A 26,784-nucleotide genomic window follows, 5' to 3' on the forward strand; every position below is an offset into this window, starting at 1 on the left:
TCGGTGGCACCTGCGCTGACTCTTCCTGATCTGCCAGGTTTCGGCTCAGCGTCGCGGGGTTAATGGGACGCTCTGACCGGGAGGACCACCGCCGAGGAAAGATCGCAGGGAGGTGACCCATGCGCGTCGGCCTCGTCTGCGCGCACGCCAGTTCCTACCGCCACGCCGACGGCCCGCCGGTCGGCACCCGACAGCACACCGCGAGGGTCGCCGCCGAACTGGCCGAGCGAGGCCATGACGTCCGGCTCTACGTGCGCCGGGACGACCCGACGCTGCCGGCGACGATGAACGTCGACGGCTACCAGGTGCACCAGGTGCCCGCCGGCCCGCCCGCCCCACTACCCACCGTCGAGCTGATCCCGCACGTGACGGAGGTCGGCCGCTGGCTGGCCGACGAGTGGTCGGGTTCCTGGCGGCCCGAGGTGGTGCACGGGCACTACTGGGTCGGTGGGCTGGCCGCCGCGCACGCCGTTCGGGAGACCGACATACCGGTGGTGCAGACGTTCCACTCGCTCGGCATCGAGCAGCTGCGTCACCTGGGAGGCCACTACGACGGGCCGGGCCAGCGGATCACGCTGGAGCGCGCGTTGACCCGGGCGGTCGACATCGCCGTGGCCCAGTCCAACGACGAGGTCGACGAGCTGACCCGGATGGGTCTGCAACGCAGCTCTGTCGCGTTGGTGCCGGCCGGCGTCGACATCGACCTGTTCCACCCCGACGGCGAGGCAGCACCCCGCGAGCAGCGGCCCCGCATCCTCTCGGTGGGCTCGCTGTCCGCCGGGCACGGCCAGGAGGACCTGATCCGGGCGATGCGGGTGGTCGGTGACGCCGAGCTGGTGATCGCCGGTGGGCCGTCGGCCGACCAGTTGGCCAACCACGCCGAGGCGCGACGGCTGCGCGAGCTGGCCGAACAGCTCGGCGTCGTCGACCAGGTACGGCTCGTCGGAGCGGTGCCGCACGACCAGATGGCCACCTGGTACCGGTCGGCGGACGTGGTCGCCTGCACGCCGCACTACTCCTCGGCCGGGCGGGTCTCGCTGGAGGCGATGGCCTGCGGGGTGCCGGTGATCGGCTACGCGATGGGCGGCCTGGCGGACGCCGTCGTCGACGAGGTCACCGGCCGCCTGGTGCCCCCCGGTGACGTACGGGCACTCGGAGTGTCGATGCGCCGGCTGCTCGCCGACAACGCCGGCCGGTTCGCGTACGGGCACGCCGCGGTGGACCGGGTGCGCAGCAGCTACACCTGGGAGCGGACCGCCGGTGCGTTGGAGCGCCTCTACGAACGGGTGGTGAGCCGCCGCAAGCCGGTCGAGGCCTGAGTCGGCGGTGCCGCGACACCTCTGCAGTGGCGCGGTGCCGGACGGTCAGCCCGGCCGGCCGGCACCGACCATCGCGGGGTCCCGACGGCGTGCCACCGAACGGTGTTGCTGCGGTTCGGCGTACCGGGTCAGGCCGATCACCGCGGCCAGGGTGACCAGAAAGCCGACAGCGGCCAGCCACTCCCGCCCCGGCCAGATCTTGTCGTTGAGCAGCAGCAGGCCGACGATCGCGGCCGGCACCGCGCCGGCGGCGTCCATCGCGGCGACAGCGGCGGTCGTCGAGCCGCGCTGCATGGCCAGACCGAGCAGCAGCTGACCCACTATCGAGTGGGCGATCAGCAGGTAGAACAGCGGGTCGGCGAGGAACGCCTCGGCGGACGGCGCGGACGCCAGTGGTCGGGCGGCGACCGCGGCCGAGCTGAACGCCAGCCCGGCCAGTGAGCCGAGGGCCACCGAACCCGGCGCCCCGTGCAGCCGGACGGCGAAGAAACCGAGCACCGCGATCACGCCCAGCGCCACCAGCAGGGCGATCGAGCCGGCGGTGCCGAGCTGCTTCGACGGCGCCGGCCGGGCGGACAGCACCAGCGCGGTGATCCCCGCGAAGAGCAGCGCCAGCAGCACCACCTCCGCCGCCGGCAGCCGCCACTTCAGCACCAGCACCCCGAGGATGGCGGTCACCCCGAGCCCGGCGGCCACGCTGGCCTGCACGAGGAACAGCGGCAGGTCCCGCCGAGCCAGGAAGGCGAGCACGAAACCGCCGATCTGACAGCCGAGGCCGACCAGGTACGTCCGGTGCCCGGCGAGGCGCAGCAGCAGGCCCGGATCGAAGGTGTGGTGGACAGTGGTGCGGGCCGCCGCCACCGACTGGAGCAGGTTGGCGAAGCCGTACGCGACGATCATCGCCGCGAGAAAGCACCAACCGGAGGAGACCACCTGGCGAGGATAGAGGTTGCCGGGGGTCAGCGCTCGGCTGGTCGATTGAGGCGGGCGAGGATGTCGGCGTGCAGCACACCGTTGGTGGCCACCACGCTGCTGTCGGTGCCCGGAGCGCCGGTGGGGGCCGGTTGTCCGGCCAGATCCGTGACCGTGCCACCCGCCTCCGTGACGATCGGAACCAGCGCCGCCACGTCCCACAGCGACAACTCCGGCTCGGCCATCACGTCCAGTGCCCCCTCGGCCAACAGCATGTAGCCGTAGAAGTCGCCGTACGCCCGGTTGCGCCAGCTGTCCCGCATGAGGTCGAGCACCGCGTCGAGCCGCCCGGCTTCCTCCCACCCGTTCAGCGACGAGTAGCAGAAGCTGGCGTCCGCGATCCCCCGCACCGCTGACACGCCGATCCGCTCGCCGGCCGCGGGGCCCGGCCCGGCGTACGCGCCCGCACCCGCGCTGGCCCACCAGCGTCGTCCGAGCGCCGGCGCGGACACCACGCCGACCGCCGGCCGGTCGCCGTCGTAGAGCGCGATCAGGGTGGCCCAGATCGGCACGCCACGGACGAAGTTCTTGGTGCCGTCGATCGGATCGATGATCCACCGGCGACCGTTCGGGTCGGCGGACGACTGCGCGCCGTACTCCTCACCGAGCAGCCCGTCGGCCGGTCGGTGCTCGGCCAGCAGGGCACGGATCTCCCGCTCCACCGCGGTGTCCGCGTCGGAGACCGGGGTCAGGTCGGGCTTCGCCTCGACGCGCAGGTCGAGCGCGCGGAACCGGGCCGTGGCAATGGCGTCGGCCCGGTCGGCGAGCAGGTGGGCGAGGGCGAGGTCGTCGGCGTACCCGGTCATGCCGGCAACCTAGCCCACGCCCTTCGGGTCACTCGTCGGGGCCGCGCCGGTCACCCTCGCCGGGGCCGCGCTGGTCGCTGTCGCCGCGCGAGTCACCCTCGCCGGCCCGGGAGGCGAGCAACCGACGGTACGAGGCCAGCCGGCGCGGGTCGGCCTTACCGGCGGCCACCCAGGCGTCCAGCCCACAGTCGGCCTCGTCGGCGGTGTGGGGGCAGTTCGGTGGGCAGTCGACGGTGCCCTCGACCAGGTCCGGAAAGCCGTGCAACAGGCTGTCGGCCGAGACGTGCGCCAACCCGAAGCTGCGGATGCCGGGGGTGTCGATGATCCAGCCCGGATCGGTGTCGATCCCGGGCACCGGTGGCAGCCGCAGTGCCACCGCGCTGGTCGAGGTGTGCCGGCCCCGGCCGATCGCGCTGACCACGCCGACCGCGCGCAGCGCGTCCGGAACGAGGCGGTTGACCAGCGTCGACTTGCCCACGCCGGAGTGCCCGACCAGCACCGACACCTTGCCGCTGAGCAGCGCACGGAGCGCGTCGAGGTCGGAGTCGGGGCGGTTGAGCACGTACGGCAGCTCCAGCTCGGTGTAGTAGCCGAGCACCTCCTCCGGCCCGGCCAGGTCGGCCTTCGTGAGGCAGAGCAGCGGCTCGACGTCCGCGTCGTACGCGGCCACCAGGCAGCGGTCGATGAACCCGGTGCGCGGCGGTGGGTCGGCCAACGCGCTGACGATCACCAACTGGTCCGCGTTGGCCACCACGACCCGTTCCAGCCGACCCTCGGCGGTGGTCTCGTCGTCGTCGGCGGTGCGACGCAGCACCGAGCGACGTTCGGCGATCCGGACGATGCGGGCGAGCGCGCCCTCCGCGCCGGACGTGTCGCCGACCAGGCTGACCCGGTCACCGACCACCACCGACTTGCGGCCCAACTCGCGGGCCCGCATGGCGGTGACAGTGGGCAGCTCGGCGCCGACGACGCCGCGTTCGGCCCCGGAGAGCACGCAGGTGTAGCGCCCCCGGTCGACGGCGATGACGAACCCGTCGACCGCGTCGGCGTGCTGGGGGCGGGTGCGCGTACGCGGGCGCGACGATTTTCCGGGCCGGACCCGCACGTCGTCCTCGTCGTACTCCCGCCGTTTGGTCGCCAGGACCTGTCCTCTTCTCGCGTCAGCTCTTGCCGGTCACCATCGCTGACCATAGTGCCGGGAACTCGGGCATGGTCTTGGAGGTACACCCCACGTCGTCCACCTCGATGCCCGGAACCGCCAGCCCGGCCACCGCGGCGGCGTGCGCCATCCGGTGGTCGTGGTAGGTGCGGAAGACGCCGCCCCGCAGGGGTCGGGGCCGGATCTCCAACCCGTCCGGTGTTTCGGTGATGTCCGCCCCGAGCCCGCCGAACTCGCGCGCGAGCGCGGCTAGCCGGTCGGTCTCGTGGCCACGGATGTGCCCGACGCCGGTGAACACCGACGGCGAGTCGGCCAGCATGGCCAGCGCGGTCAGCACGAGGGTCAGCTCGCCGACGTCGGAGAGGTCGGCGCTCAGACCGTGCACCACGCCGGTGCCACGGACGGTCAACCCGTTGGTGGAGAGGGTGACCTCGCCGCCCATCCGCTGTAGCAGCGAGCGGAGTTTCTCGACCGGCTGCGCGCTGCTGTGCGGCCAACCCTGCAAGGTGACCTCGCCGCCGGTGACCATCGCGGCGGCGAAGAACGGCACGGCGCCGGAGAGGTCCGGCTCGATCTCCCAGCCGCGCCCGGTGAGCGGGCCGGGCTCGACGGCCCAGACGTCGGGGGTGCTGTCGTCGACCGCCGCGCCGGCGGCCCGCAGCATCCGCACCGTCATCCGCAGGTGCGGCGCGGAGGGGACCGGGGGGCCGACGTGGCGGACCACGACGCCCCTGTCGAAGCGCGGGGCGGCCAGCAACAGCCCGGAGACGAGTTGACTTGAGGCGGACGCGTCGATCACGACCTCGCCGCCGGTGACCCGGCCGGTGCCGAGCACTGTCAACGGCAGGCTGCCGGTGCCGGTGACGTCGATCCGGACGCCCAGCGAGCGCAGCGCGCCGACCAACGGGCCGAGTGGGCGGGTGCGCACGTACGGGTCACCGTCGAAGGTGACCTGCCCGTCGGCCAGGCCCGCCACCGGTGGCACGAACCGCATCACGGTGCCGGCCAGCCCGACGTCGACGTGGGCGGGGCCGGCCAGCGGGTGCGGTCGGACCAGCCAGCGCTCGTCGTCGCTGATCGAGACGTGCGCGCCCATCGCCCGCAGGCCGGCGGCCATCAACTCGGTGTCGCGGGCGCGCAGTGGCCGGGCCAGCGTCGACGGGCCGGCGGCCAGCGCGCTGAGCACCAGGGCCCGGGCGGTCATCGATTTGGAACCGGGCAGGCGCAGCGTCGCCGCCACCGGGTCGGATGCGGTCGGTGCGGTCCACGGCTGCGGCGGCCGGGTCGCGGTCAGGTTGCCCACGGTTACATTCTGCCGTGTCGGCGGGCGGGCGGCGGGGCCCGGCACTCGTACTCCCGGTTGGCGGGACAGCCGACGGGGCCTCCGACGCGTTAGCGTGTGCCCCATGTGCGGCAGGTACGCGACGACCCGGAGTTCCGGCGAGCTGAGCGCGCTGTTCGAGTCGTCCGACGACTCCGACGGCCTGGTGCGGGCGGACCACAACGTCGCGCCGACCGACCCGGTGCCGCTGGTCCGGGTCAGCCCGGAGGGGCACCGCAGCCTCTGTGTCGGTCGCTGGGGTCTGTTGCCGCACTGGTCCCGGTCGGCCTCCGGAGCCGCCCGGATGATCAACGCGCGGGCGGAGACCGTGGCCACCAGCCGGGCGTACGCCGGTTCCTTCTCCCGTCGCCGTTGCCTGGTCCCGGCCGACGGCTGGTATGAGTGGGTCCGGCTGCCCGACGGCGGGCGGCAGGCGTACTTCATGACCCCCCGGGACGGCTCGGTGCTCGCGCTGGCCGGCATCTGGTCGCTCTGGAAGTCCGACGCAGAGAGCCGGCTCACCTTCAGCGTGCTGACCACCGCGGCGCTCGGCGACCTGGCCGAGGTGCACGACCGGATGCCGGTGCTGCTGCCGCCTGAGCGTTGGTCGTCGTGGCTCGCGCCGACGGACGAGCCGGGGCGGCTGCTCACTCCGGCGTCGGCGGAGCAGTTGGCGGGGTTGGAGATCCGCCCGGTGGGTGCGGCGGTGGGAGACGTTCGTAACGACGGGCCACAGCTGACCGCGCGGGTGGCGGTGGCGCCGACGGTGCCACCGCAGGAGCTGACCCTGTTCTGACGGGCGCCGCGCATCGTCGGCCGCCGATTTGCCAGGGTTCCGCGCGATTCGTCTCCTGGCTGTTCAGTCATGTTCCCGGCAGACCCTTGTCCCGGTGTTGTGAAGTGCGATAGAACACAGCGCCGGTAGTGGCTGTCGGTCCGCACGGGGCGGACGACGTCCACAGCTCTTGCCGGTCCCACGGGGGAGGTGGGTGGATGACACGGGCACGTATGCCGCGCCCGCACGAGGTGGCGGCGGCGCGGCGAGATCCGCGACTGCTGCGGGCCGTGCGAGAACGGCGACAGGACGACGCATGGCGCACCAGAGGAACCTGCCAGAGCGTCGATCCGGAGACATTCTTTCCGGCACCGAACGAGCCGGCGGACGCCGCCGTCGCGCTGTGTCGCAGTTGTGACGTGCAGGGGTCCTGCCTGGCCTGGGCCCTCGACGTCGGTGACTGCCACGGCGTGTGGGGCGGCACCACGCCGCGGGAACGACGGGCGATGCTGGTCGCCTGGCGCGGCGAGGTCGAACCCGATCCGGACGCCATCGACGACGCGGGCCCGCCGGTGCGCGATCGCCTGCTGGCCCTGGTCCCGCTGAGCTGATCGGCGGCCCGGTTCGCACCCGACGCCCGTCCGGCGGCGCAGAATAGGCCGGTGCCAGCCAGCAACGAGATCGACACCCCGCGCGGTCCGGCGTGGATCGACACCGACCTGCCGATCCGCCCGGCCACCGCCCTGCTCGTCCTCGGGCACGGCGCGGGCGGCAGCGTCGACGCGCCCGACCTGCTCGCGGTCCGGGACGCGTCGGTGGCGGCCGGCCTGGCGGTGGTCCGGGTGACGCAGCCCTACCGGGTCGCCGGTCGACGCGCGCCGGCACCGGCAGGTCATCTCGACGAGGCCTGGACGGCGGTGCTCGCCGAGCTGCGCGACCGGCACGCCGACGTGCCGACGGTGGTGGTCGGTGGGCGGTCCAGTGGCGCACGGGTGGCCTGTCGGACGGCCCGCGCGGTGGGCGCGGTGGGCGTGGTCGCCTTGGCCTTTCCATTGCACCCGCCCGGCCGGCCGGAACGCTCGCGCGCCGCCGAACTGGGCACCGGCCTGCCGACGTTGGTCGTCAACGGCGACCGGGATCCGTTCGGGACGCCGGAGCCGGGACCGGCCGTGCAGGTGGTGAGCCGTCCCGGTGAGACGCACGACCTGCGCCGCGATCCGGCCGGCACCGCCGCCGCCGTGCGGGACTGGCTGTCCGCCCAGGGCTGGGCGGCCAGCTGACCCGTCGCGGCCGGCTCGCCGGGGCGACCGTTTCCGGCGCGGGAACGGGTCGTTGCATCCGTTGGTGCCGCCGGCCCGAGCAGGGCCGGTGACACCAGTCCTCCCAGGCCCTTCCTGGTCCCAGCGCCGGCCGCCGTCGGGGCCGGGACCAGGAACGGGGAGGACCGGCCGGAATGCCCCAGTGGTCATCTCGCGTTACTAACCCCGGACGACTTTTCTGCGAGGGGGGTGACCGGTGCCAACCGAGACACGAAGCCTGGAACGGGACGAGCGGGACGCCCGGCAGCTGAAGCGGCTGCTGGACGGTCCGGAGTGGCCCGCGACGGCGGGACCGGGCGTGGTGGGTGCGGTGAGCACGGGCACACCGGCCGGAAGTGAATCTGCGGGCAGGTCCGTGCGCGTATCCTCGGCGGGAAAGCATCCGACGCGAGGGGATGTGCGGTTGACCACCGAGAAGACGGACGAGCGCAGGGCCCGATTCGAGCGGGACGCGATGCCATTCGTCGATCAGCTCTACGCTGCTGGGCTGCGAATGACACGCAACCCGGCGGATGCCGAGGACCTGGTCCAGGAGACGTACCTGAAGGCGTACGCGGCCTTCCACCAGTTTGAGCAGGGCACAAACCTCAAGGCCTGGCTCTACCGGATCCTGACCAACACCTACATCAACTCCTACCGCAAGCGGCAGCGCCAGCCGATCCAGGCGCCCACCGAGGAGATCACCGACTGGCAGCTCGCCGAGGCCGAGTCGCACACCTCCAGCGGGTTGCGTTCGGCCGAGACCGAGGCACTGGACCGGCTGCCGGACAGTGACGTCAAGGAGGCCCTCCAGCAGTTGCCGGAGGAGTTCCGCCTGGCCGTCTACCTCACCGATGTCGAGGGCTTCTCCTACAAGGAGGTCGCGGACATCATGGGCACGCCGATCGGCACCGTGATGTCGCGTCTGCACCGGGGCCGTCGTAATCTGCGCAAGCTGCTCGAGCGTTACGCCGGCGAGCGGGGCTTCAGTGCGGCCCGTTCGGCGAAGGGCTCGACCGCCGCTGCCGGCCGGGAGGTGTGACGTGAGCTGTGGGGAGCCGCACGAGACGGACTGCCGCGAAGTGCTCGCGGAGGTGTATCTCTACCTGGATCTGGAGTGCGCCGACGAGCGTCGCTCGCTGATCCGGCACCACCTGGACGAGTGCGGGCCCTGCCTGCGCGAGTACGGGCTGGAGCAGGAGGTGCGGGCGCTGGTGGCGCGTTGCTGCGGCAACGAGACCGCGCCGGATCAGCTGCGTGAGCGGCTGCGGGTCAAGCTCACCGAGCTGGTGGTCTTCGAGACCAGCGACTCCCGTGAGCTGGCCGACTGAGCGTCTGAGCTGGCCGATTGAGCGTCGGCACCAGCTGGCAAGACCGGTGGCCCGGGTCGATGTCGACCCGGCCCACCGGTGTACCCGGCCTCGGCCGGCTGAGCGGCGACGGGCAGTCGGCCCGTCGACCCGTTCAGGAGTTGGGACGCTTGCCGTGGTTCGCGGCGCTCTTCTTACGAGCCTTCTTCTTCCGGGACTTCTTCGCCATGCTGACCTCCTCGTGATGGGTCGGATCCGTCCTGCGCACGACCTCGGCGCGGATGCGGCCACCGGCGGTCCGGCGTCGGGTCCGACCCGCTGATGGTAGTGCGGTCGACACCCGCCGCCTTCCCCAGGGCGGGCCTGTCATCCCGGCTGCGCCGCTGCCCGCCCATCGCCGGTCGACGCATGATTGGATACATCGGCAGGCACGTCGCGAAGAGGGAGGGCCTGGACATGGCCGAGGAGATCCGCGCCGAGATGGTGGCCAACGTCTGGAAGGTCGTCGCCACGGCGGGTGACACGGTGACCGAGGGCGACACCCTGGTGATCCTCGAGTCGATGAAGATGGAGATCCCGGTCGTCGCCGAGTCCGACGGTGTGCTCCAGCAACTCGTCGTCAACGAGGGCGACGTCGTGCAGGACGGTGACCTGATCGCGGTGATCGCTTGACCGGGTTGCGGGTCCGTTCGGCCGAGTCGGCCGATTTCCCGGCGGTGGCCCGGGTGACAGTGGCCGCGTACGAGGCGGACGGCCAGCTCAAGGGCGAACACGGGTACGGCGAGGTGCTGGCCGACGTGTCGACCCGAGCCGCCAGCGGCGAGGTGCTGGTCGCTGTCGACGAGGTGACCGGGGCGGTGCTCGGCTCGGTCACGTTCGTGCTGCCGGGCACCCCGTTCGCCGAGCTGGCCGGGCCGGGCGAGGCGGAGTTCCGGATGCTCGCGGTCGACCCGGGCGCTCAGGGGCGGGGTGTGGGCGCCGCACTGGTCGAGGCGTGTGTCGACCGGGCAACCGGGTTGGGTTGCACGGCGGTGGTGATCTGCGTCCGGGCCGGGATGGCCGATCAGGCGCACCGGCTCTACTCGCGGCGCGGCTTCGTCCGTTCGCCGGAAAAGGACTGGTCACCGCTGCCTGGTGTGGACCTGCTCGGCCTTCGGCTGGAGCTGACGCGCGGCTGAGCCGGCGACCGACGAGCCCGGGCCGCCACGATCACGCCCGGTCAGGCGTCGGGCTGCGTGCCGATGGCGGCCAGCAGTTCGTCGGCCACCTCCAGGGCGAGCTTGCGGCGTTCGTCGTCGCTGATGTGCGGCGCGCGGACCGCGAACCAGCTCGTGTGCACCGCAAAGATTGACAGCGCGGCGCGCAGTTGGGCGGCGGGGGAGTCGTCGCCCCGGCAGAGCGCGTCGGCCAGCTCCAACATCCGCCCGCGCATCTTCTGCCCGGAGGAGAGGCTCTTGAGCGCGGTCTGGTTCTGCTCGAAGAAGCGCATCACCGACGGCTGAGTGCCGTCGAACATCGTGTCGGCGTACCGGGAGATCAGCTCGCGCCGGGTGGCCAGGGTGGCGGGCTGGGTGGCGGCCCAGGCGATCAGTGCGTCCATCCCCTCCAGCCGGTCCTCGACGAAGCTGGCGACGATGTCGTCCTTGCTCTTGAAGTGGTAGTAGAGCGCGGCCTTGGTGACGTTGAGGCGCTCGGCGATCTCCCGGAGCGAGGTCTTCTCGTACCCCTGCTCGGTGAAGAGCTCGAGCGCGACGGCCTTGATCCGTTCCCGCGTTCCGCCGCCTGTGCTCTCGCTCACGCACACCCTCCAAATGGCTTGACCGTTGCTTGTACCCAACTTACCGTGCGGCTAGTAAGGTGACTAGCCGGGCGGCAAGTAAGTACGGCAATCTTCGGGGGGAGCTTACCCATGACTCAGGCAACCCAGGCCGGCACGCGACCCAACAACATTCGGGTCGTGCTGTTCGGGCTGATGATCGCGATGATGCTCGCGATGCTCGACAATATGATCGTCAGCACCGCGTTACCGCGGATCGTCGGCGAGTTCGGCGGGCTCAACCACTTCACCTGGGTGGTTACCGCGTACGTCCTGGGCACCACCGTCTCCACCCCGATCTGGGGCAAGCTCGGTGACCTCTACGGCCGCAAGTCGGTCTTCCTGACCTCGGTCGTCGTCTTCCTGGTCGGCTCCGCCCTCTGTGGCATGGCCGGCTCCGGGATGCTCGGCGGCCCAGAGGACGGCATGGTCCAGCTCATCGCCTTCCGGGCCGTGCAGGGCCTCGGCGCCGGCGGCCTCATGGTCGGCGTGATGGCGATCATCGGTGACCTGGTCCCGCCCCGCGAGCGCGGGCGCTACCAGGGCATGATCGCCGGCATCATGGCCATCGCCATGGTCGCCGGCCCGCTGGCCGGCGGATTCATCACCGACCACCTCTCCTGGCGCTGGGCGTTCTACGTGAACCTGCCGCTGGGCGGAATCGCGCTGCTCGTGCTGATCACCACAATGCACCTGCCGAAGTACCGCACCGAGCACCGGATCGACTGGCTCGGCGCCGGGCTGCTCTCGGTCGGCATCACCGCGATCGTGCTCATCACCACCTGGGGTGGCAACGAGTACGACTGGGTGTCACTGCCGATCCTCGGCCTGGCCCTGCTGGCCCTCCTCTCGTTGGCGGCGTTCGCCGTGGTGGAGTATCACGTCCAGGAGCCGATCCTGCCGCTGGCGCTCTTCGCCAACCGCAACTTCGCGCTGATCTCGGTGATCGGCTTCCTGCTCGGCTTCGCGATGTTCGGCGCGATGAACTTCCTGCCGCTCTACCAGCAGACAGTGCAGGGTGCGTCGGCCACCAACAGTGGCCTGCTGCTGCTGCCCCTGATGTTCGGCATGCTGGTCGTCTCGCTGGTCATCGGCCGGGCGATCACCCGCAACGGCAGGTACCGGGCGTACCCGATCATCGGTGGCGTGATGATGACCGCGGGCATGGCGCTGCTGTCCATGCTCGACACCGACACCAGCAAGCTGATGTCCTCGCTCTACATGATCGTGCTCGGCGTCGGCATGGGCTTCCTCATGCAGACGTCGATGCTGATCGCGCAGAACAGCGTGGAGCAGAAGGACCTCGGCGCGGCCAGTGGCGCGGCCACCTTCTTCCGGTCGATCGGCGGTTCGTTCGGCATCTCGCTGTTCGGCGCGATCTTCGCCAGCCGGCTGGCCAGCTCCGAGGGCGGTCGGGCCTTCGGTGGCGGCGAGGCCGGTGCCGGGATGGACCTGGAGAAGCTCAAGGAACTGCCCGCCCAGGCGCGCGAGGCGGTGCTCGGTGGTCTCTCCGGCGCCATCTCGCACGTCTTCCTCTGGGCGGTGCTGTTCACCATCGTGATCCCGGTGCTCGCCTGGTTCATCAAGGAGATCCCGCTGCGCACCGCGAACGAGGCGCCGCCGCAGGCCACCCCGGAGGAGGACGCCGAGGTCGCCCTCGGCAAGGCCCCGGTCGCCTGACCCCGAACCTCCGCGATCTTGCACTTTGTGCGCGTGCATAAGCACTGTTTCCGACAGAACGGCGACAGTAAGTGCAAGATCGCGGGGTGGTGGGAGTCAGCGGCGGAGCAGGCGTTGCCAGAGGCGGCGCAATGGGTTGCGGGGGCGGGGAAGCCGGGGGGAGTGGGCGGCCAGCAGTTCGGTGGCCAGTGCCGCCGTCGCCGGATCCAACTGCGGGGCGGCGAGTGCCAGGTGAGCCAGCGAGGCGGCGATCGGGACCGGTCGGCTCCGCGCCACGGCAGCCGCGTCGGCCAGCCGCTCCGCCACCACCCGAGCCACGTCCGACCGCACCGAGGGGTCCACCCAGGCGGCGGTGACCAGGGCGAACAGCGCCGCCTCGGTGACCCAGTCCTCGACGCCCCAGATCAGATCGAGCAGCACCCGGCGCCGGGTCGAGCCCACCCACGGCTCGTCGGTGCGGTGGTGCAGCAACCCCAGACAGGCCCACACCTGCACCCCACGAACCCAGACCGACGGGTCGTGGGCCGCCAGCAGCCGACCCACCGCGTTGGCCGGCGCCGCCGGCGGGTGCACCAGCAGACCGAGCAGGTCACCCAGGTCGAGGCCGGCCAGGCCCACCGCCGCGTCGTACGCCGCCGGTGGGTGTGCCCACGCCGGGTGGGCGATCTGCCCGATCCGTTCGACAGCCGTCGCCGAGGGCGCCGCCAGCGCGGGCGTGGGGACGGCGTCCGCGTAGTGCCACAACCGCTGAGCGGACTCCCGCCGGGGCTCGCGCGGGTCGGGCTCCGGCGCGCCGACGACCTCGATCCGCAGCCCGGGGGCGGTGGAGATCGCCGTCCCGACCGCGCTCGGCGGGGCGGCGGCGGGTAGGCGTACGGCACCGCCGAGACCAAGTTCGTCATCGGCCACCGCCTGGCGCATCGCGTCGACCAGGGGCCCACCGGCCGGGGTGAGTTGGCCGAGCCAGGGCCGACCTCGGCAGCACTGGGCCAGGTCGCCGTGCTCGTGGCTGTCGTCCGGGTGGTCCCGCACGAAGTCGGCGAGCGCGACCAGGTGGGCGAGGTCACCGTCGCGCAGGTGCCGCAGGCGGTGGGCGGTGTGCACCGCGCAATCGAACGACGGGTCGCGCGCCAGCGCCCGCTCGGTCCACTCCAACGCCTCGTCCAGCCGGCCGATCTCGGCCAGGGTGCCGGCGATGTCCGCGTAGATCGCCAGGTCGTCGGGGTCCAGCTCGACGGCCCGACCGAGAGCCGCGAGGCCGTCGCGGGTCCGGCCCGAGCTGCGGTACGCGTACCCGAGCCACACCTCGCCCATCTTCGAGGGCTGTGCGCGTACCCCTCGGGTGGCCCAGCGGACCGCCAGCTCGACCTCGCCGAGGCGCCGGGCCAGCGCGGACGCCGCGCCCAGCAGCAGGCCGTGTTCGGGGTGCACTGTGGCCGCGTTGCGGGCGAGCGTGAGGTACGGGGTCAGCGGGGCCCGGCCGATCCGCGGCACCGGGTCGGGCAGTGCGGCGCAGACCTGCATGAGGACGCGGGCGATGTGCTCCGGCTCCAGTCGTTCGGCCAGCTCGGGCGCGGTGACCCAGGGCACGCCGGCCCACTCGGTGCCGGGCGCGTACGACGTCGCCGCGGCCAGCAGCTCCAGCCCTTCGGCGGGGCGGCCGGCGGTAGCGAGGAGGTGGGCGCGGGCGACGACGGCACCGACGAAGGTGTGGTGGTTGATCGGGAAGAGGTCGAGGCCGCCGCCGCTCGACACGGCGAGCCGGGCCAGCGTCTCGTGCACCTCCGGCAGGGTGGGGGCCCGCGCCAACGCGCCGGCGAGGTGGCCGGCGGCGTGGTGCAGGTCGCCCTCGTCGAGTGCCAGCCGGGCCAGCGCCAGCTCCTCCGTCGCGGAGAGCGCGGGATCGTCCGTTCCCTCGGGCACGTCGTCCTCTCGTGGCAGTTAGACCGGGTGCAACGGGTAAAGCTTAGTTGATATTGAGATCAACTGGTGATCACCTGCGCAATCCTGCTCGTTCGATTGCTGAGATACGCTCAAAAGTGCAAGACTGAGCAAGAATCGCGCGGCAACCGCGCAGGGGGAGGGGTTTCCGTGACACGTGCAGGGGCTGGAATGGCCGCCGACATCGACGAGCAGCCGGCTGGCTACGCGCGCTTGCTCTCCGCTGCCAACGCCGCCGAGATCGCCCGGGTGGCGGCGGTCATCGCCGAACGTCGGCCACGGCACGTGGTCTTCACCGCGCGGGGCACCTCCGATCACGCGGCGCTCTACGGGGCCTACCTGACCGAGATCCGGCTCGGCCTGCCCGCCGGGCTGGCCTCGCCCAGCGTCGTCACCCTGTTCGGGGCCCGCCCCGACCTCTCCGACGCGCTGGTCGTCGGGGTCAGCCAGAGTGGCGGCTCGCCCGACCTGGCCGAGGTGCTGCGCGCGGCCCGAGCCTCCGGCGCGCTGACCCTGGCGGTGACAAACGCCCCAGACTCGCCGCTGGTCGACGTGGCCGAGCTGAGCGTCGACATCGCCGCCGGGCACGAACGGGCGGTGGCCGCCACCAAGACGTACACGGCGGAGCTGCTCGCCCTGCTGATGCTGGTGGAGGGGATCCGGGCCGGCGACGGCGTGCTTCCGAAGGACGAACGGGAGGCGCTCGACGCACTGCCCGAGCTGGCCGCCCGCACCCTGGCCGACGGCACCCCGGCCCAGCTCGCCCCGCGCTACCGGTTCGCCCGTCAGCTGGTCACCACCGGCCGGGGGTACGCCTATCCCACCGCCCGGGAGGCCGCGCTGAAGCTGATGGAGACCTCGTACCTGCCGGCGCTCGCCTTCTCCGGCGCCGACCTGCTGCACGGCCCGCTCGCGATGACCGACCCGGAGGTCCCGGTGCTCGCCGTGGTCGGCTCCGGCCCCGGCGGCCGGTCGATGGGTGAGGTGCTGCCCCGCCTCGGCGAACGCCGCGCCGACGTCGTGGTGGTCGGCTCCGCCGACGTGCCGGGCGCCACCCGGCTGGCCGTCCCCGAGGTCGACGAGCGGTACGCCCCGCTGCTGGACATCCTGCCGATGCAGCGGTTGGCGCTGGCCCTGGCGCTCACCCGAGGCGAGGACCCGGACGCGCCGCGCGGGTTGAAGAAGGTCACCGCGACGATGTGAGGCGCGGCGTGGCACCCTGGTCACCGTGTCCACGCTGCGCGACCTCGCCGAGGAGCACACCCATCTCCGTCCGGCCGACATCGACCACCTGCACCGGATCGCCGGCGACTGGCAACTGCTCTCCGATCTGTCCTTCGCCGACCTGCTGCTCTGGGTGCCGGTCGACGCCGACGGCACGTTCCTCTGCGTCGCCCAGGTGCGCCCGACCACCGCACCGACCGCCTACCAGGACGACCAGGTGGGTCGGATCGTCGGCGGGCCGGAGGTGGCCCACCTGGGGGTGGCGTACTCCCAGGGCCGGATCTGGCGCGAGGGCGACCCGGTCTGGTACGGCGACGTGCCGGCCCGGCACGAGGCGATCCCGGTTCGGCTGCGTACCGCCGAGGGGGAGGCCGGCGAGGTGATCGCCGTGGTGGGGCGGGACACCAACCTCTCCACCGCGCGTACGCCCAGCCAGCTGGAGCTCAACTACCTCACCACCGCCGACGACCTGGCGCAGATGATCGCGGACGGCACCTTCCCGCCGCCGCGGCATCCGGGCGAGACCACCTCGGCGCCCCGCGTCGGCGACGGCCTGGTCCGGCTCGACGCCGGCGGCAAGGTCACCTACGCCAGCCCGAACGCCCAGTCCGCGTACCGCCGACTGGGCTACGCCTCGCACCTGGTGGGGGAGGACCTGGCCGCGTTGCACCGCCGGTTGGCCGGTGACCCGCTGGACGGCACGGAGGCCTCGAACGGCATCCTGGCCGCGCTGCGCGGTGAGGCGCCACCCCGCCGGGAGATCGACGCACGAGGTGCCACGATGCTCACCCGGGCGCTGCCGCTGATGCCGGCGGGGGTGCCGATCGGAGCGTTGGTGCTGGTCCGGGACATCACCGAGGTCCGCCGCCGGGACCGGGCGCTGATCACCAAGGACGCCACCATCCGGGAGATCCACCACCGGGTGAAGAACAATCTTCAGACGGTGGCCGCGCTGCTGCGCTTGCAGGCCCGCCGGGTGGCGATGCCGGAGGCCCGGGTCGCGCTTGAGGAATCGGTCCGTCGGGTCGCCTCGATCGCCCTGGTGCACGAGACACTCTCGATGTCCAGCGACGAGGCGGTGGAGTTCGACGGCATCGTCGACCGGGTGGCGAGCGCGGCGACCGAGGTGGCGGCGACCGAGGTGAGCGTCGGCATGCGCCGGCGGGGCAGCTTCGGCGTCCTGCCGGCGGAGATCGCCACCTCGCTGGTGATGGTCCTCAACGAGTTGCTGCTCAACGCCGTCGAGCACGGCTTCCCGCCGGCCGACGAGGCGGAGGAGGCCCTGGTGGCCTCCGCCTCTGGCATGGTGCCGGTCGCCGCTCCCGAGGTGGACCCGTCCCTGCGGCCCGAGGTGGTGGTCTCCGCGCACCGGTTCCGCAAGATGCTGCACGTCTCGGTGACCGACAACGGGCGCGGCCTGCCCCCGGACTTCGACGCCGAACGCGGCAGCCGGCTCGGCCTCCAGATCGTCCGAGCCCTGATCACCGGGGAGCTGCGCGGCACCATCGAACTGCGCGCCGGCGCCAACGGTGGCACCGAGGCCATGCTGGTCGTCCCGCTGGCCCGCAACACCCACGACGGCCGCTCGCAGACCTGACCGCCGTGCCGCCCAGCCCTCTTCCGCGTTGTGCCGATCAGCGGTCGGGGCGGGTGGTCAGCAGGGCGACGGTCAGGCCGGGTCGCTGCCAGACCTGGGTGACGGTGAACTGCGCGCGTAGCGCGTCGCCCTTGGCGCCCGGCACGGCGGCCAGCGGCTCGGCGTGCCGGCCGGACACGACGAGCCACACCCGTGTCGTACCGGCGAGGCACGGTGCTGGCTGCTGGCACTCGGCGGCCCACAGGTCGCCGCGGCGGACCTCGTCCTCGGTGACCAGCACGTCACGTGGTGGGTCGCCGAGGTGGTACTCGATGCCGAGATCGAGGAAGAGCCAACTGTGCCGGGGCGAGTAGACCACCGCGTCCCCTGGGCGTTGGCCGTCGGCGATCACACGGGCCGCCCCCGCATAGTCCACCGGCGCGCTGCGCGGCCACTCGTGGGTCCGTCGCAGCGCGGCCTGGTCGGGTAGGCCGAGTAGCCCGGCCAGGACCACCACGACGAGCGCGGCCGGAGCGGCCACGGTGGCCAGCGCCGCTCCCGCCGGGAGGCAGGCGAAGGGCACCACGAAGACCAGGTACCGCGGCACCCACAGCGGTACGACGGTGCCGGCGGCGAAGAGCAGCAGTACCGGCAGCAGCACCGCGCTGACCGGCAGCAGGGCGCGCCGCCCGAGCCGGGCCGCGCCCAGCGCGGCGACCCCGACCAGCAGGCCACCGACCACACTGCTCTGGGCCACACCGCCGGGCAGCGCGGTCAGGTCGTCCAGCCGGGCCAGGTGGACCCAGTTCAACTGCCGGGACTGCTGGGTCCGGGCCTTGACCAGCAGCGGGCCGGCCAGCAACGCGACCGGCACCACGGCGACCAGCCAACGCCACACCCGCCGGTCCCGCTCGGCGTCGGGCTGGGCCGCTGTGGCGATGCCGGCCGGGGTCGGGCCGCGCCACCAGGCGACGAGGACGACCAGCGCGTGGGCGGCGAGCAGCGTGAGCGCTATCAGGTGGATGAGCCCGAGAGCGGCGACGGTGGCGGCGTAACCGGCCCAGCGGGCCCAGCTCGGTCGACGCAGCGCGCTCACCAGCAGCACTGTGGCGAGCACGGCGAGCATTGTGGCCAGCGCGTACGGGCGAGCCTCCTGCCCGTAGCGGGAGGTGCCGGGAAGCACCGCGAACAGCAGCCCGGCGAAGAGGCCGCCGCGTCGGTCGACGAGCCGCGCGCCGAGCACGGCGAGCAGCCCGGCTGTCACCGTCATCGCCAACACGGCCGGTACGCGCAGGGCGATCGTGGAGTCGCCGAAGATCCGCGTCCAGAGGTGCATCAGCAGGTAGTACGGCCCGGTGGCGGCGTCGATGGTGCCGGCCAGTCGGGCCAGGTCGCCGGGCGACCGGGTGGCAGCGCTCCACGTCGCCAGCTCGTCGCGCCAGAGCTGGGCGGAGCCCAGCCCGGTCACTGTCACCGCCAGGGTCAACAGCGCCGGGGGGAGCCAGACCGGCAGGCGGCGCAGGTGCTCCCACGCCGTCCCGGCCGACCTCTCGGACAATTGCCCCACGGGCCGAGCCTGCCACGGCCACCCGCTCCGTGGGCGTCAGCCGGCGCTCTCCCTGTCATGCCCGAACTGTCCTTGGTGACCAGCTGGTCGGCTGAGGTTCGGCCCGTGATGTGGGATCCAGCACGTGGACATTGGCCGGCCCCCATGGGGTGTGGCAGCATGGGCGCATGACCGCCGCAGTCGTCCGCCGCTTCGTGGCACGTCGCCACGTCGATTACGGCCGCGTGCGCAGCGCGATCTGTCCGGCCTACTGACGACGCCCGATCATTCTGTCTCGGGCGCGCTCCGCGCCGGCTGTCTGAAGACACCGTTGTCCCGCCCGCTTCGCCGGGCCGGCCGCCGCGCCCCGCGTATCCCGAGGCACAGCAGACAACGGAGGACGCCGCGATGGCGGTCAGCAGCATCCCGGCCCGTTCCGAGGACCCGACGGCTCGCCCGACCCGAGCGCCGCGCCGGCCACGGGGTGAGGGGCAGTGGGCGCTCGGCCACCGCGAGCCGCTCAACCCCAACGAGCGGATCAAGAAGGACGACGACCCGCTCAACGTCCGGGCCCGCATCGAGACCATCTACGCGCATCGTGGCTTCGCCTCGATCGATCCGCAGGACCTGCGGGGCCGGTTCCGCTGGTGGGGCCTCTACACCCAGCGCAAGGCGGGCATCGACGGCGGGCGTACCGCGGTGCTGGAGCCGCACGAGCTGGAGGACGAGTTCTTCATGCTCCGGGTCCGCATCGACGGCGGGCAGCTCAGCCTTGCCCAGCTGCGGGTGATCGCGGACATCTCCCGGGAGTTCGCACGGGACACCGCCGACATCACCGACCGGCAGAACATCCAGTACCACTGGATCCGGGTCGAGGACATGCCGGAGATCTGGCGTCGGCTGGAGTCGGTCGGTTTGCAGACCACCGAGGCGTGCGGCGACTGCCCGCGGATCGTGCTGGGCAGCCCGGTCGCCGGGGTGGCCCGCGACGAGCTGCTCGACCCGACCCCGGCGATCGACGAGATCGTCTCCCGGTACGTCGGCGACAAGCAGTTCTCCAACCTGCCCCGCAAGTTCAAGACGTCGATCTCCTGGTTGGTGGACACCCCGTACGAGTCGAACGACATCGCCTTCCTCGGTGTCGACCACCCGGAGCACGGGCCCGGCTTCGACGTCTGGGTCGGCGGGGGCCTCTCCACCAACCCGATGCTCGCCAAGCGGCTCGGCGTCTGGGTGCCGCTGGCCGAGGTGCCGGACGTGTGGGCCGGGGTGGTCGGGATCTTCCGCGACTACGGCTACCGCCGACTGCGCAACCGGGCCCGGTTGAAGTTTCTGGTGGCCGACTGGGGCGTGGAGCGCTTCCGCGAGGTCCTGGAGAAGGACTACCTCGGTCGTACGCTGCTCGACGGCCCGGCGCCGGTCCTGCCGTCGAAGCCGGTCGACCACGTGGGGGTGCACGAGCAGGCCGACGGGCGGCACTACGTGGGCGCCGCTCCGGTGGTCGGGCGGGTCTCCGGCGCGCAGCTCAGCCAGTTGGCCGACGTGGTCGAGGCGCACGGCAGCGACCGGGTGCGGCTCACCCCGTACCAGAAGCTGCTGGTGCTCGACGTGCCGTCGGAGCGGACGGAGTCGCTGATCGACGCGCTGCGTGGGATCGGTCTGGAGGCCCGGCCGTCGGCCTGGCGGCGCGGCACGATGGCGTGCACCGGCATCGAGTACTGCAAGCTCGCCATCGTCGAGACGAAGGCCCGCGGCGAGGAGTTGGTGGCCCGGCTGGAGCAGCGGCTGCGCGACTTCGACGCGGACATCTCGATCCACATCAACGGCTGCCCGAACGCGTGCGCCCGCACCCAGGTGGCCGACATCGGGCTCAAGGGTCAACTGGTGGTCGGCCCGGACGGCCGGCAGGTCGAGGGTTTCCAGGTGCACCTGGGCGGCGGGCTGGGCATGGCCCAGGGGCAGACCGCCGGTTTCGGCCGCAAGCTTCGCGGCCTGAAGACCACCGCCGACGAACTTCCGGATTACGTGGAACGGCTGGCCCGTCGCTACCTGGCCGGTCGGAGCGAGGGCGAGACGTTCGCCAACTGGGTGATCAGAGTCGACGAGGAGGAACTGCGGTGAGCAGCGAGAACCGAGCGGCACCTCTGTACTGCCCGTACTGCGGCGAGGAGGACCTACGGCCGCACGAGGCGGGTCACGGCGCCTGGGAGTGCCACGCCTGCACCCGGGTCTTCTCGGTGAAGTTCACCGGGTTGCTGAGTCGGGCGGTGACCTCATGAGTCTCGTCTCGGCCGCGAGCCTGCGCCTGGTGGGCCCGGGCGGCTCGACGTCGGCCGACCCGGCCCGGCGCGACCCGGACGAGCTGCGGGCCCTGGCCGAGCAGGCCGCTCGGGACCTGGAGGGCGCCCCGGCACTGGAGATCGCCCGCTGGGCGGCGCAGACCTTCGGTGAGCGGTTCTGCGTGACCAGCTCGATGGCCGACGCCGTGCTGGCGCACCTGGTCTCCCGGGTGGCCCCCGGGGTGGACGTGGTCTTCCTCGACACCGGCCTGCACTTCCCCGAGACGCTGCGGGTACGCGACGAGGTCGCCCGGACGCTGCCGGTGAACGTCAGGTCGATCCGGCCCCGGCTCACCGTCGGCCAGCAGGACGGCCAGTACGGCCCCCGGCTGTTCAACAAGTCGCCGGACGACTGCTGCCAGTTGCGCAAGGTGGAGCCGCTGGAACGGGCGCTGACCGGGTACGACGCCTGGGCTGCCGGTCTGCGCCGCGACGAGTCGCCGAGCCGGGCCAACACTCCTGTGGTGACCTTCGACGCGCGTCGGGGCAAGGTCAAGGTCAATCCGATCGCGGCCTGGTCGCAGAAGGATGTGGACTCCTACATCGCCCGTTTCAACGTGCCGGTCAACGAGCTGTTCAAGCAGGGTTACGGGTCGATCGGCTGCTGGCCGTGCACCCGCCGTACGAAGGCCGGCGAGGACGCGCGGGCCGGCCGGTGGGCCATGTTCGAGAAGACCGAGTGCGGGCTGCACGTCTGACCTCCCCGGCGGCGCCCCTGACCGGCCTCGGTGCGGCTGGCGGGGCGGACCCGGTGGTGCTTGTCGCACACGGCAGCCGTGACCCACGAGCCGCCGATGCCACCCGGGCGCTGGCTCGGGCGGTGTCGGCGGCCCGGCCGGGCACACCGGTGTGGGCGAGTTGGCTGGACCACACCGAGCCGGGGCCTACCGAGGTGCTGCGCGACCTGGCCGTTGCCGGTCATCGCCGGGCGGTGCTGGTGCCGCTGCTGCTGACCGCCGCGTACCACAATCGGGTGGACATTCCGGCGGCGATCGCCGCGGCGGCGCGATCCGGGCCACCGCTGTCGGTACGGGTGACCGATGTGCTCGGCCCGGCGGACGACACGCCCGATCCTGGGCTGCTGGCCGGGCTGTGCCGGCGGCTGGGTGAGACGCGTCCGGGCCGCTTCGACGCGTTGGTGCTGGCCGCGGCGGGCACCCGGGACGCGCGGGCGCGGCGGTCGGTGGGCCGGGTCGCCGATGCGCTCGGCGTGGAGTTCGGGGTGCCCTGCCGGGTGGCGTACGCGTCGGCGGCTCCACCGGCGGCCGGTGTGGCGGTGTCCCGACTGCGGGCGTCCGGCGCGCGTCGGGTCGCGGTGTCCGCGTACTTCCTCGCGCCGGGGCTGTTCCACGACGCGGTGACCGAAGCGGCCGGGGCGGCGGGTGCGGTGGCGGTCGCCGCGCCGCTGACCGACGCACCGGAGTTGGTCGAGTTGGTGCTGCGTCGGGTCGACGACCGGCCGGTGCTGGCGTCTACGGGCTGACCCGTGCCGACACCGTGATCAGGGCCCGTGCCGACACTGCGCGATCGGTGCCGGACAGCAGAACGCCCCGGTGGGCGAACCCACCGGGGCGTACAGCTGTGTGTGGGGGATCAGGCGGAGTGAGCGCGCAGCACCCGGAGACCGCCGCGCCGCTTGACGGCGCGCCGCTCCTCCTCGCTCATTCCGCCCCAGACGCCGGCGTCCTGACCAGACTCGAGTGCCCACTGAAGGCACTGGTCGGTCACGGAGCAGCGCCTGCAGACGGCCTTGGCCTGCTCGACCTGCAGCAGAGCCGGTCCAGACGTCCCGATCGGGAAGAACAGCTCCGGGTCCTCGTCGCGGCAGACACTATGGTGACGCCAGTCCATGGCGGCAACACTCCTCATTCTGGATGGGTGGCGAACAATTGCTTGTCGTGCTTTTCCTATATGCATCCGCAGTGCCGATGGTGACAGTTAGCGTCCGTCCATTCGGCAGTGCGTGAGCAGGCGTTCAGCGCCGGGGACCTGCTGGAACAGCTCAACCTGACGAGCATATCCAGGCAATGTCCCGGTAACTCAAGTCCGCTTGTGAATACTTTCACGAACAGTCGCGATGTCAAGGGTGACGCTCGGAAAAACTCCGGGCGGTGAGCAAGCCCACAACCCATTTGTCCGGGTTCCAGTGCTTTCCTGGTTACCCGCCGTGCCACAGTCGAGGATCAATATAGTACAGTCCGCGTGACATTGCTGACATTTCCGGCACCTGCCCCTCGGTGTGGCGGCGACCAAGTCGATCGGTTGTGGCCACCGTGTCGACCAAGGGCAGTACCCGAGACCTAGCAGATTACTCTCAGTGCGGCCGGAACGGAGGTGAATCTGACTTTCTCCCGCTCGCCGAGATAGTCCCCGTCCAGCTGGAACGCCTGCGGACGGCTGGAGACCAGCGTGAACTCCGCCGTGTCATGGAGTCGTAACACCTGCCGGCCGCGCGGATCCGGTTGCCGGGACAGGAATTGCGTCACTGTCCGTGTTGTGCTAGCCACCCGGAGCTGACGCAACGCCAGCACATCCAGCCCGAGATCGAACGACGCCGCCGGGTTCGGGTTGACCTCCCGGTCGCCCAGGTACGTCCACGGTGCCGTGTTCTGGATGATGACGGTGGCCAGCTCGGCCTCCGCCGGCTCGCCCGGCCGCTCCAGGACGATCGCCGGGTGCCGCCGGTCCGAGGCGAAGAAGTACTGATTCATGATCGAACGCAGATAGAGCGACGGCGTGGAGACCCGCCCCTTCCGCCGGGCCTGCTCCACCCGGTGGATCACCGCGGCGTCCAGGCCGAAGCCGGCGCAGAAGGTGAAGTAGCGGTCGTCGGCGAGGCCCAGCCCCACCGTCCGGCTCCGGCCCAGCCGCAGCCCCTCCAGGATCATGCTGGTCGCCTCCGGCCACTCCCGGGGCAGACCCACCGCGCGGGCGAACACGTTTGTCGAGCCACCGGGAACGGTCGCCAGCGCGGGCAGTCGCTCGGCCATCGGCGCGTCGCCGGTGCGAGTCGGCGGTTCGGCCGTCATCAGGCCGTTCACCACCTCGTTCACAGTGCCATCGCCACCCAGGGTGACGACCAGGTCGACGCCCTCAGCGGCTGCCTCCCGGGCCAGCGCCACGGCGTGTCCACGCCGACGGGTGTAGCGCACGCTGAGATCGACTTCGCTGCGCAGCGCCCGGACGAGCACGTCCCGGCTGCGTTCGCTGGTGGTGGTGGCCTTTGGATTGACCACCAGGACGGCCCGCATGGGCGGCACTGTACCTTCCGGCAGCCCGGGTATCGTGGCGCGCGTGACCATCGACTCGGACCCGATCCCCGTCACGCTCCGCTGGGCGGTCCGGCTGCTGTGGGCGGAGGCGGCCGTCGTCGGGCTGATCGCCGTCTGGCTGGTCTGGGCCGACCTCACGGCCACCCGCACCGACCTGCTGGCGGCATTGCTGGTGACAGTGTTCGCCATCGGGGCGGCCGTCGCGCTCTGGGCCCTGGGTCGCGCGCTGCTGCGCCGCCAGGCGGGCGCACGAGCCCCCGCGATCGTGCTTCAGCTGATGCTGCTGCCGATCGGGTGGTTCATGATCCAGGCCGGCCTGGGCTGGCTGGGCGTGCCGCTGATGGCGCTCGGCCTGGGCGTGGCCTGGCTGCTGATCTGCCCTCCGACGACCCGGGCCCTCGGCTTCGAGTGACCGCCCTGGTGCGTCGAACCGGTCAGTAGCCGCCGGAGCGGCGGGTGAGCAGCGCGATAGTGGCCCGATCGTCGGCGGAGGTGGCGGACGCCGAGGTGGTCAGCGCGGTGAGCACCTTCCAGGCGAAGGACGACTCGCCGGGCAGGGTGGCACCGCGCACGGTCGGCACCGTCACCTCGACGGTCAGCGCGTCCTCGGTGACCGCGAAGCGGCACTCCAACTCGGCGTCGCGGGTGGCGATGGCGAGCAGCATGGCGCACGCCTCGTCGACAGCGATCCGTAGATCCTCGATCTCGTCGAGCGCGAACTGCAGCCGGGCAGCGAGACCGGCGGTGGCGGTGCGGAGCACGCCGAGGTAACCGCCGTCGGCAGGCACCGTGAGGTGCACCACGTCGTCGTCGGTCGCTGGCTGGCCAGTCAGTTGAGTCACGCCTCATCCCCCCGGTCGGGGACTCTACCCGGTCAGTCGTCCGTACGCGTGCCGGCGGTGGTGGCGTGCTCGGCCAACTCGCGGAGCGCGGGGCCGCTGAGTCGGTAGGGAACCCACTCGCTCATCTGTTCGGCGCCGATCGAGGCGTAGAAGCCGGCGGCCGGATTCCAGTCGATCATCCACCACTCCAGCCGCTGGTAGCCGCGTCGTACGCAGATGTCGGCCAGCGCGGCGAGCAGCAGCCGACCGGCTCCGGTGCCCCGGGCGGCCGGCCGGACGTAGAGGTCCTCCAGGTGGATGCCGTGCACGCCGGCCCAGGTGGAGAAGTTGAGGAACCACAGCGCGAAGCCGACCGGCTCGTCGTGCGCGTCCACCGCGACGTGACCGAAGAGCGCCGGAGCGGACGGACGACTGCTCCAGCTCGGCGCGTCCGACGCCACGCCGCGACCTGGAGCACTCGCAAATAGCGCCGAGGTCAGTTGCTCGGTGGTGAGGTGGCACTGCTCCGCGGCACGCTCGTACTCGGCCAACTCGTGCACCATGGCGACGACGGCCGGCACGTCCTCGGGACGTGCCGGCCGGATCGTCGGGATGACCGGGGAGGTCACGCCTTCTTGGTCTCCCAGAAGATCTTCGAGATCTCGTCGATCTTCGCGAGCAGCTTGTCGGCGGTGGCCGGGTCGAGGCTGCCCTTGACGCCACCGGCGCCGGCGAGCTTGGTGGCCTCGTTGAACAGGCTGTGCAGGTTCGGGTACTTCTCGAAGTGCGGCGGCTTGAAGTAGTCCGTCCACAGCACCCAGAGGTGGTGCTTGACCAGCTCGGCGCGCTGCTCCTTGATGATGACGGCGCGGGTGCGGAACTCCGGGTCGGTGTTCGCCTGGTACTTCTCGCAGATCATTTTGACCGATTCGGCCTCGATCCGGGCCTGAGCCGGGTCGTAGACACCGCACGGCAGGTCGCAGTGAGCGCTCGCGGTGACGCGGGGCGCAAGGATGCGCGGAAGTCGCATCGGGATCCTCCATGGGAAGTTTGCGATGATCAAAGGCGACATTACTCCTGGGAATGCTCCCCGAACGGGGTGGAGGTGAAACCAGTGGCCGCCGATCACCCGGCTGAGGTGCCGCGGTTGCGCGGGCCGCTGACCGCCGTTCTGGTGACCGGCCCGTCCATGGCGCCGACCCTGCGGCACGGTGACGCGGTGCTGGTTCGTCCCGGTGGCCGCCCGATCCGCGCCGGCGACGTGGTGGTCGCGGTCTTCCGGACCCGGCCCGATCTGCTGGTGGTGAAGCGTGCGGTCCGGCCGCAGGACGGCGGCTGGTGGCTGCGTGGCGACAATGACCTGATCACCGATGACTCCCGGGCGTACGGGGTGGCCGACGTACGAGGACGGGTGGTGGCCCGCTACTGGCCGCGCCCCGGACGGGTGCCTCGTCGTCAGTTATGACCCTGCTCACATCCGAGGGGTGGTGCCGACACTATGCTCGGAAAGTGCCCGGGTGACCCCCCGCACCGCGTGCCACCGCTCGCCGCCCACCTTGCGGCGGGGCCGGCCGCCTCACATCTGCTCGACAGATCCTGGAGTCACCAC

30 protein-coding genes are annotated in these 26,784 nt (G+C 71.9%); 18 read left to right on the forward strand and 12 right to left on the reverse strand.

The features are described from left to right. Positions 1–119 precede the first annotated feature (119 nt). A complete protein-coding gene (locus ABZ794_RS17510) occupies positions 120–1,319 on the forward strand; it encodes a glycosyltransferase (RefSeq protein ID WP_238688476.1) in 1,200 nt (399 codons plus the stop codon). A gap of 45 nt (positions 1,320–1,364) precedes the next feature. Here ABZ794_RS17510 and ABZ794_RS17515 read toward each other — a convergent pair whose 3' ends face one another. The 4 genes from ABZ794_RS17515 to aroA are packed head-to-tail and all read right to left on the reverse strand — an operon-like array spanning position 1,365 to position 5,559. Further along, positions 1,365–2,219: a hypothetical protein gene (locus tag ABZ794_RS17515; RefSeq protein ID WP_238688493.1), complete on the reverse strand. Its 855-nt coding sequence runs from the start codon at positions 2,217–2,219 to the stop codon at positions 1,365–1,367. 59 nt (positions 2,220–2,278) lie between these two features. Next, a complete protein-coding gene (gene hisN / locus ABZ794_RS17520; RefSeq protein ID WP_210784617.1) occupies positions 2,279–3,097 on the reverse strand; it encodes a histidinol-phosphatase in 819 nt (272 codons plus the stop codon). Between the two features lie 28 nt (positions 3,098–3,125). Continuing rightward, positions 3,126–4,202 (reverse strand): ribosome small subunit-dependent GTPase A, encoded by a 1,077-nt coding sequence (rsgA, locus tag ABZ794_RS17525; protein WP_210784616.1) that lies wholly within the window; start codon positions 4,200–4,202, stop codon positions 3,126–3,128. A gap of 55 nt (positions 4,203–4,257) precedes the next feature. Beyond that, positions 4,258–5,559, reverse strand: a complete 1,302-nt coding sequence (gene aroA, locus ABZ794_RS17530) for a 3-phosphoshikimate 1-carboxyvinyltransferase (RefSeq protein ID WP_357516268.1) — start codon at positions 5,557–5,559, stop codon at positions 4,258–4,260. 103 nt (positions 5,560–5,662) lie between these two features. On the opposite strand from aroA, the gene ABZ794_RS17535 reads away from it, so the two are divergent. The 8 genes from ABZ794_RS17535 to ABZ794_RS17570 all read left to right on the forward strand — a co-directional run bounded on the left by ABZ794_RS17535 (position 5,663) and on the right by ABZ794_RS17570 (position 10,138). Further along, positions 5,663–6,373 carry an SOS response-associated peptidase gene (locus ABZ794_RS17535; protein ID WP_357516270.1) on the forward strand — a complete coding sequence of 237 codons (711 nt, stop codon included), beginning with the start codon at positions 5,663–5,665 and terminating at the stop codon, positions 6,371–6,373. A 197-nt stretch (positions 6,374–6,570) separates the two neighbouring features. Beyond that, positions 6,571–6,963, forward strand: coding sequence for a WhiB family transcriptional regulator (locus tag ABZ794_RS17540; protein WP_091406097.1), 393 nt, complete (start codon positions 6,571–6,573; stop codon positions 6,961–6,963). 51 nt (positions 6,964–7,014) lie between these two features. Continuing rightward, entirely contained in the window at positions 7,015–7,632 is a 618-nt protein-coding gene (locus tag ABZ794_RS17545) for an alpha/beta family hydrolase (RefSeq protein WP_357516272.1), read from the forward strand. 235 nt (positions 7,633–7,867) lie between these two features. Continuing rightward, positions 7,868–8,692 carry a sigma-70 family RNA polymerase sigma factor gene (locus ABZ794_RS17550; RefSeq protein WP_210784612.1) on the forward strand — a complete coding sequence of 275 codons (825 nt, stop codon included), beginning with the start codon at positions 7,868–7,870 and terminating at the stop codon, positions 8,690–8,692. A gap of 1 nt (position 8,693) precedes the next feature. Further along, complete coding sequence (gene rsrA, locus ABZ794_RS17555; protein ID WP_030490399.1) at positions 8,694–8,981, forward strand: mycothiol system anti-sigma-R factor; 288 nt, start codon at positions 8,694–8,696, stop codon at positions 8,979–8,981. 59 nt (positions 8,982–9,040) lie between these two features. Then, complete coding sequence (locus ABZ794_RS17560) at positions 9,041–9,205, forward strand: hypothetical protein (RefSeq protein WP_357516275.1); 165 nt, start codon at positions 9,041–9,043, stop codon at positions 9,203–9,205. A gap of 205 nt (positions 9,206–9,410) precedes the next feature. After that, positions 9,411–9,632, forward strand: a complete 222-nt coding sequence (locus tag ABZ794_RS17565; protein ID WP_181518367.1) for a biotin/lipoyl-binding carrier protein — start codon at positions 9,411–9,413, stop codon at positions 9,630–9,632. After that, the gene (locus tag ABZ794_RS17570; RefSeq protein ID WP_210784611.1) at positions 9,629–10,138 is read left to right on the forward strand and encodes a GNAT family N-acetyltransferase; all 510 of its coding nucleotides are present in this window, start codon (positions 9,629–9,631) and stop codon (positions 10,136–10,138) included. The genes ABZ794_RS17565 and ABZ794_RS17570 overlap by 4 nt, the downstream gene beginning before the upstream one ends. Before the next feature lie 41 nt (positions 10,139–10,179). On the opposite strand, the gene ABZ794_RS17575 is transcribed toward ABZ794_RS17570, so the two are convergent. Further along, complete coding sequence (locus ABZ794_RS17575; RefSeq protein ID WP_210784610.1) at positions 10,180–10,764, reverse strand: TetR/AcrR family transcriptional regulator; 585 nt, start codon at positions 10,762–10,764, stop codon at positions 10,180–10,182. A 105-nt stretch (positions 10,765–10,869) separates the two neighbouring features. Here ABZ794_RS17575 and ABZ794_RS17580 point away from each other — a divergent pair, with 105 nt between their 5' ends. After that, positions 10,870–12,456, forward strand: coding sequence for an MDR family MFS transporter (locus tag ABZ794_RS17580; RefSeq protein ID WP_210784609.1), 1,587 nt, complete (start codon positions 10,870–10,872; stop codon positions 12,454–12,456). A 96-nt stretch (positions 12,457–12,552) separates the two neighbouring features. On the opposite strand, the gene ABZ794_RS17585 is transcribed toward ABZ794_RS17580, so the two are convergent. Continuing rightward, positions 12,553–14,379 (reverse strand): tetratricopeptide repeat protein, encoded by a 1,827-nt coding sequence (locus tag ABZ794_RS17585; protein WP_357516279.1) that lies wholly within the window; start codon positions 14,377–14,379, stop codon positions 12,553–12,555. 189 nt (positions 14,380–14,568) lie between these two features. Here ABZ794_RS17585 and ABZ794_RS17590 point away from each other — a divergent pair, with 189 nt between their 5' ends. Beyond that, positions 14,569–15,600 carry an SIS domain-containing protein gene (locus ABZ794_RS17590; protein WP_210784645.1) on the forward strand — a complete coding sequence of 344 codons (1,032 nt, stop codon included), beginning with the start codon at positions 14,569–14,571 and terminating at the stop codon, positions 15,598–15,600. 25 nt (positions 15,601–15,625) lie between these two features. Beyond that, positions 15,626–17,218: a PAS domain-containing sensor histidine kinase gene (locus ABZ794_RS17595; protein ID WP_210784607.1), complete on the forward strand. Its 1,593-nt coding sequence runs from the start codon at positions 15,626–15,628 to the stop codon at positions 17,216–17,218. Between the two features lie 37 nt (positions 17,219–17,255). Here the strand turns inward: ABZ794_RS17595 and ABZ794_RS17600 are convergent, their stop codons facing one another. Further along, complete coding sequence (locus ABZ794_RS17600; protein WP_357516281.1) at positions 17,256–18,764, reverse strand: glycosyltransferase family 39 protein; 1,509 nt, start codon at positions 18,762–18,764, stop codon at positions 17,256–17,258. Between the two features lie 387 nt (positions 18,765–19,151). On the opposite strand from ABZ794_RS17600, the gene ABZ794_RS17605 reads away from it, so the two are divergent. The 4 genes from ABZ794_RS17605 to ABZ794_RS17620 are packed head-to-tail and all read left to right on the forward strand — an operon-like array spanning position 19,152 to position 22,565. After that, on the forward strand, positions 19,152–20,864 hold the full coding sequence (locus tag ABZ794_RS17605) for a nitrite/sulfite reductase (RefSeq protein WP_210784605.1): 1,713 nt from the start codon (positions 19,152–19,154) through the stop codon (positions 20,862–20,864). Further along, on the forward strand, positions 20,861–21,022 hold the full coding sequence (locus ABZ794_RS17610; protein ID WP_165435836.1) for a hypothetical protein: 162 nt from the start codon (positions 20,861–20,863) through the stop codon (positions 21,020–21,022). The genes ABZ794_RS17605 and ABZ794_RS17610 overlap by 4 nt, the downstream gene beginning before the upstream one ends. After that, the gene (locus tag ABZ794_RS17615) at positions 21,019–21,780 is read left to right on the forward strand and encodes a phosphoadenylyl-sulfate reductase (protein ID WP_210784604.1); all 762 of its coding nucleotides are present in this window, start codon (positions 21,019–21,021) and stop codon (positions 21,778–21,780) included. The genes ABZ794_RS17610 and ABZ794_RS17615 overlap by 4 nt, the downstream gene beginning before the upstream one ends. A gap of 17 nt (positions 21,781–21,797) precedes the next feature. After that, complete coding sequence (locus ABZ794_RS17620; RefSeq protein ID WP_357516315.1) at positions 21,798–22,565, forward strand: CbiX/SirB N-terminal domain-containing protein; 768 nt, start codon at positions 21,798–21,800, stop codon at positions 22,563–22,565. A gap of 110 nt (positions 22,566–22,675) precedes the next feature. Here the strand turns inward: ABZ794_RS17620 and ABZ794_RS17625 are convergent, their stop codons facing one another. Together ABZ794_RS17625 and ABZ794_RS17630 are read right to left on the reverse strand one after the other, a co-directional pair. Next, on the reverse strand, positions 22,676–22,933 hold the full coding sequence (locus tag ABZ794_RS17625; RefSeq protein WP_088950012.1) for a WhiB family transcriptional regulator: 258 nt from the start codon (positions 22,931–22,933) through the stop codon (positions 22,676–22,678). 449 nt (positions 22,934–23,382) lie between these two features. After that, positions 23,383–24,333: a diacylglycerol kinase family protein gene (locus ABZ794_RS17630; RefSeq protein WP_210784603.1), complete on the reverse strand. Its 951-nt coding sequence runs from the start codon at positions 24,331–24,333 to the stop codon at positions 23,383–23,385. Positions 24,334–24,376: 43 nt separating this feature from the next. Between ABZ794_RS17630 and ABZ794_RS17635 the strand changes: the two genes are divergently transcribed. Further along, positions 24,377–24,766: a hypothetical protein gene (locus ABZ794_RS17635; protein ID WP_124853891.1), complete on the forward strand. Its 390-nt coding sequence runs from the start codon at positions 24,377–24,379 to the stop codon at positions 24,764–24,766. Between the two features lie 22 nt (positions 24,767–24,788). On the opposite strand, the gene ABZ794_RS17640 is transcribed toward ABZ794_RS17635, so the two are convergent. From ABZ794_RS17640 to sodN, 3 genes are read right to left on the reverse strand one after another with little or no spacing between them, the layout of a single operon-like run. Continuing rightward, a complete protein-coding gene (locus tag ABZ794_RS17640) occupies positions 24,789–25,196 on the reverse strand; it encodes an ATP-binding protein (protein WP_210784602.1) in 408 nt (135 codons plus the stop codon). Positions 25,197–25,228: 32 nt separating this feature from the next. Continuing rightward, positions 25,229–25,804 (reverse strand): GNAT family N-acetyltransferase, encoded by a 576-nt coding sequence (locus ABZ794_RS17645; protein ID WP_210784601.1) that lies wholly within the window; start codon positions 25,802–25,804, stop codon positions 25,229–25,231. Next, on the reverse strand, positions 25,801–26,205 hold the full coding sequence (sodN, locus tag ABZ794_RS17650) for a superoxide dismutase, Ni (RefSeq protein WP_088987805.1): 405 nt from the start codon (positions 26,203–26,205) through the stop codon (positions 25,801–25,803). The genes ABZ794_RS17645 and sodN overlap by 4 nt, the downstream gene beginning before the upstream one ends. Before the next feature lie 84 nt (positions 26,206–26,289). Here sodN and ABZ794_RS17655 point away from each other — a divergent pair, with 84 nt between their 5' ends. Further along, complete coding sequence (locus ABZ794_RS17655; protein ID WP_238687480.1) at positions 26,290–26,640, forward strand: S24/S26 family peptidase; 351 nt, start codon at positions 26,290–26,292, stop codon at positions 26,638–26,640. Positions 26,641–26,784 lie beyond the last annotated feature (144 nt).

The organism is Micromonospora sp. NPDC047187 (genome assembly GCF_040643355.1).
GTDB lineage: Bacteria > Actinomycetota > Actinomycetes > Mycobacteriales > Micromonosporaceae > Micromonospora > Micromonospora salmantinae.

Bases quoted from the DNA above. Each gene is read 5' to 3' on its own strand.
- ABZ794_RS17510 (WP_238688476.1), top strand. From the start codon at position 120: ATGCGCGTCGGCCTCGTCTGCGCGCACGCCAGTTCCTACCGCCACGCC.
- ABZ794_RS17625 (WP_088950012.1), bottom strand. From the start codon at position 22,933: ATGGACTGGCGTCACCATAGTGTCTGCCGCGACGAGGACCCGGAGCTG.
- ABZ794_RS17560 (WP_357516275.1), top strand. From the start codon at position 9,041: ATGTCGACCCGGCCCACCGGTGTACCCGGCCTCGGCCGGCTGAGCGGC.
- ABZ794_RS17605 (WP_210784605.1), top strand. From the start codon at position 19,152: ATGGCGGTCAGCAGCATCCCGGCCCGTTCCGAGGACCCGACGGCTCGC.
- ABZ794_RS17615 (WP_210784604.1), top strand. From the start codon at position 21,019: ATGAGTCTCGTCTCGGCCGCGAGCCTGCGCCTGGTGGGCCCGGGCGGC.
- ABZ794_RS17630 (WP_210784603.1), bottom strand. From the start codon at position 24,333: ATGCGGGCCGTCCTGGTGGTCAATCCAAAGGCCACCACCACCAGCGAA.
- ABZ794_RS17515 (WP_238688493.1), bottom strand. From the start codon at position 2,219: ATGATCGTCGCGTACGGCTTCGCCAACCTGCTCCAGTCGGTGGCGGCG.
- sodN (WP_088987805.1), bottom strand. From the start codon at position 26,205: ATGCGACTTCCGCGCATCCTTGCGCCCCGCGTCACCGCGAGCGCTCAC.
- ABZ794_RS17590 (WP_210784645.1), top strand. From the start codon at position 14,569: ATGGCCGCCGACATCGACGAGCAGCCGGCTGGCTACGCGCGCTTGCTC.
- hisN (WP_210784617.1), bottom strand. From the start codon at position 3,097: ATGACCGGGTACGCCGACGACCTCGCCCTCGCCCACCTGCTCGCCGAC.
- ABZ794_RS17540 (WP_091406097.1), top strand. From the start codon at position 6,571: ATGACACGGGCACGTATGCCGCGCCCGCACGAGGTGGCGGCGGCGCGG.
- ABZ794_RS17535 (WP_357516270.1), top strand. From the start codon at position 5,663: ATGTGCGGCAGGTACGCGACGACCCGGAGTTCCGGCGAGCTGAGCGCG.
- ABZ794_RS17580 (WP_210784609.1), top strand. From the start codon at position 10,870: ATGACTCAGGCAACCCAGGCCGGCACGCGACCCAACAACATTCGGGTC.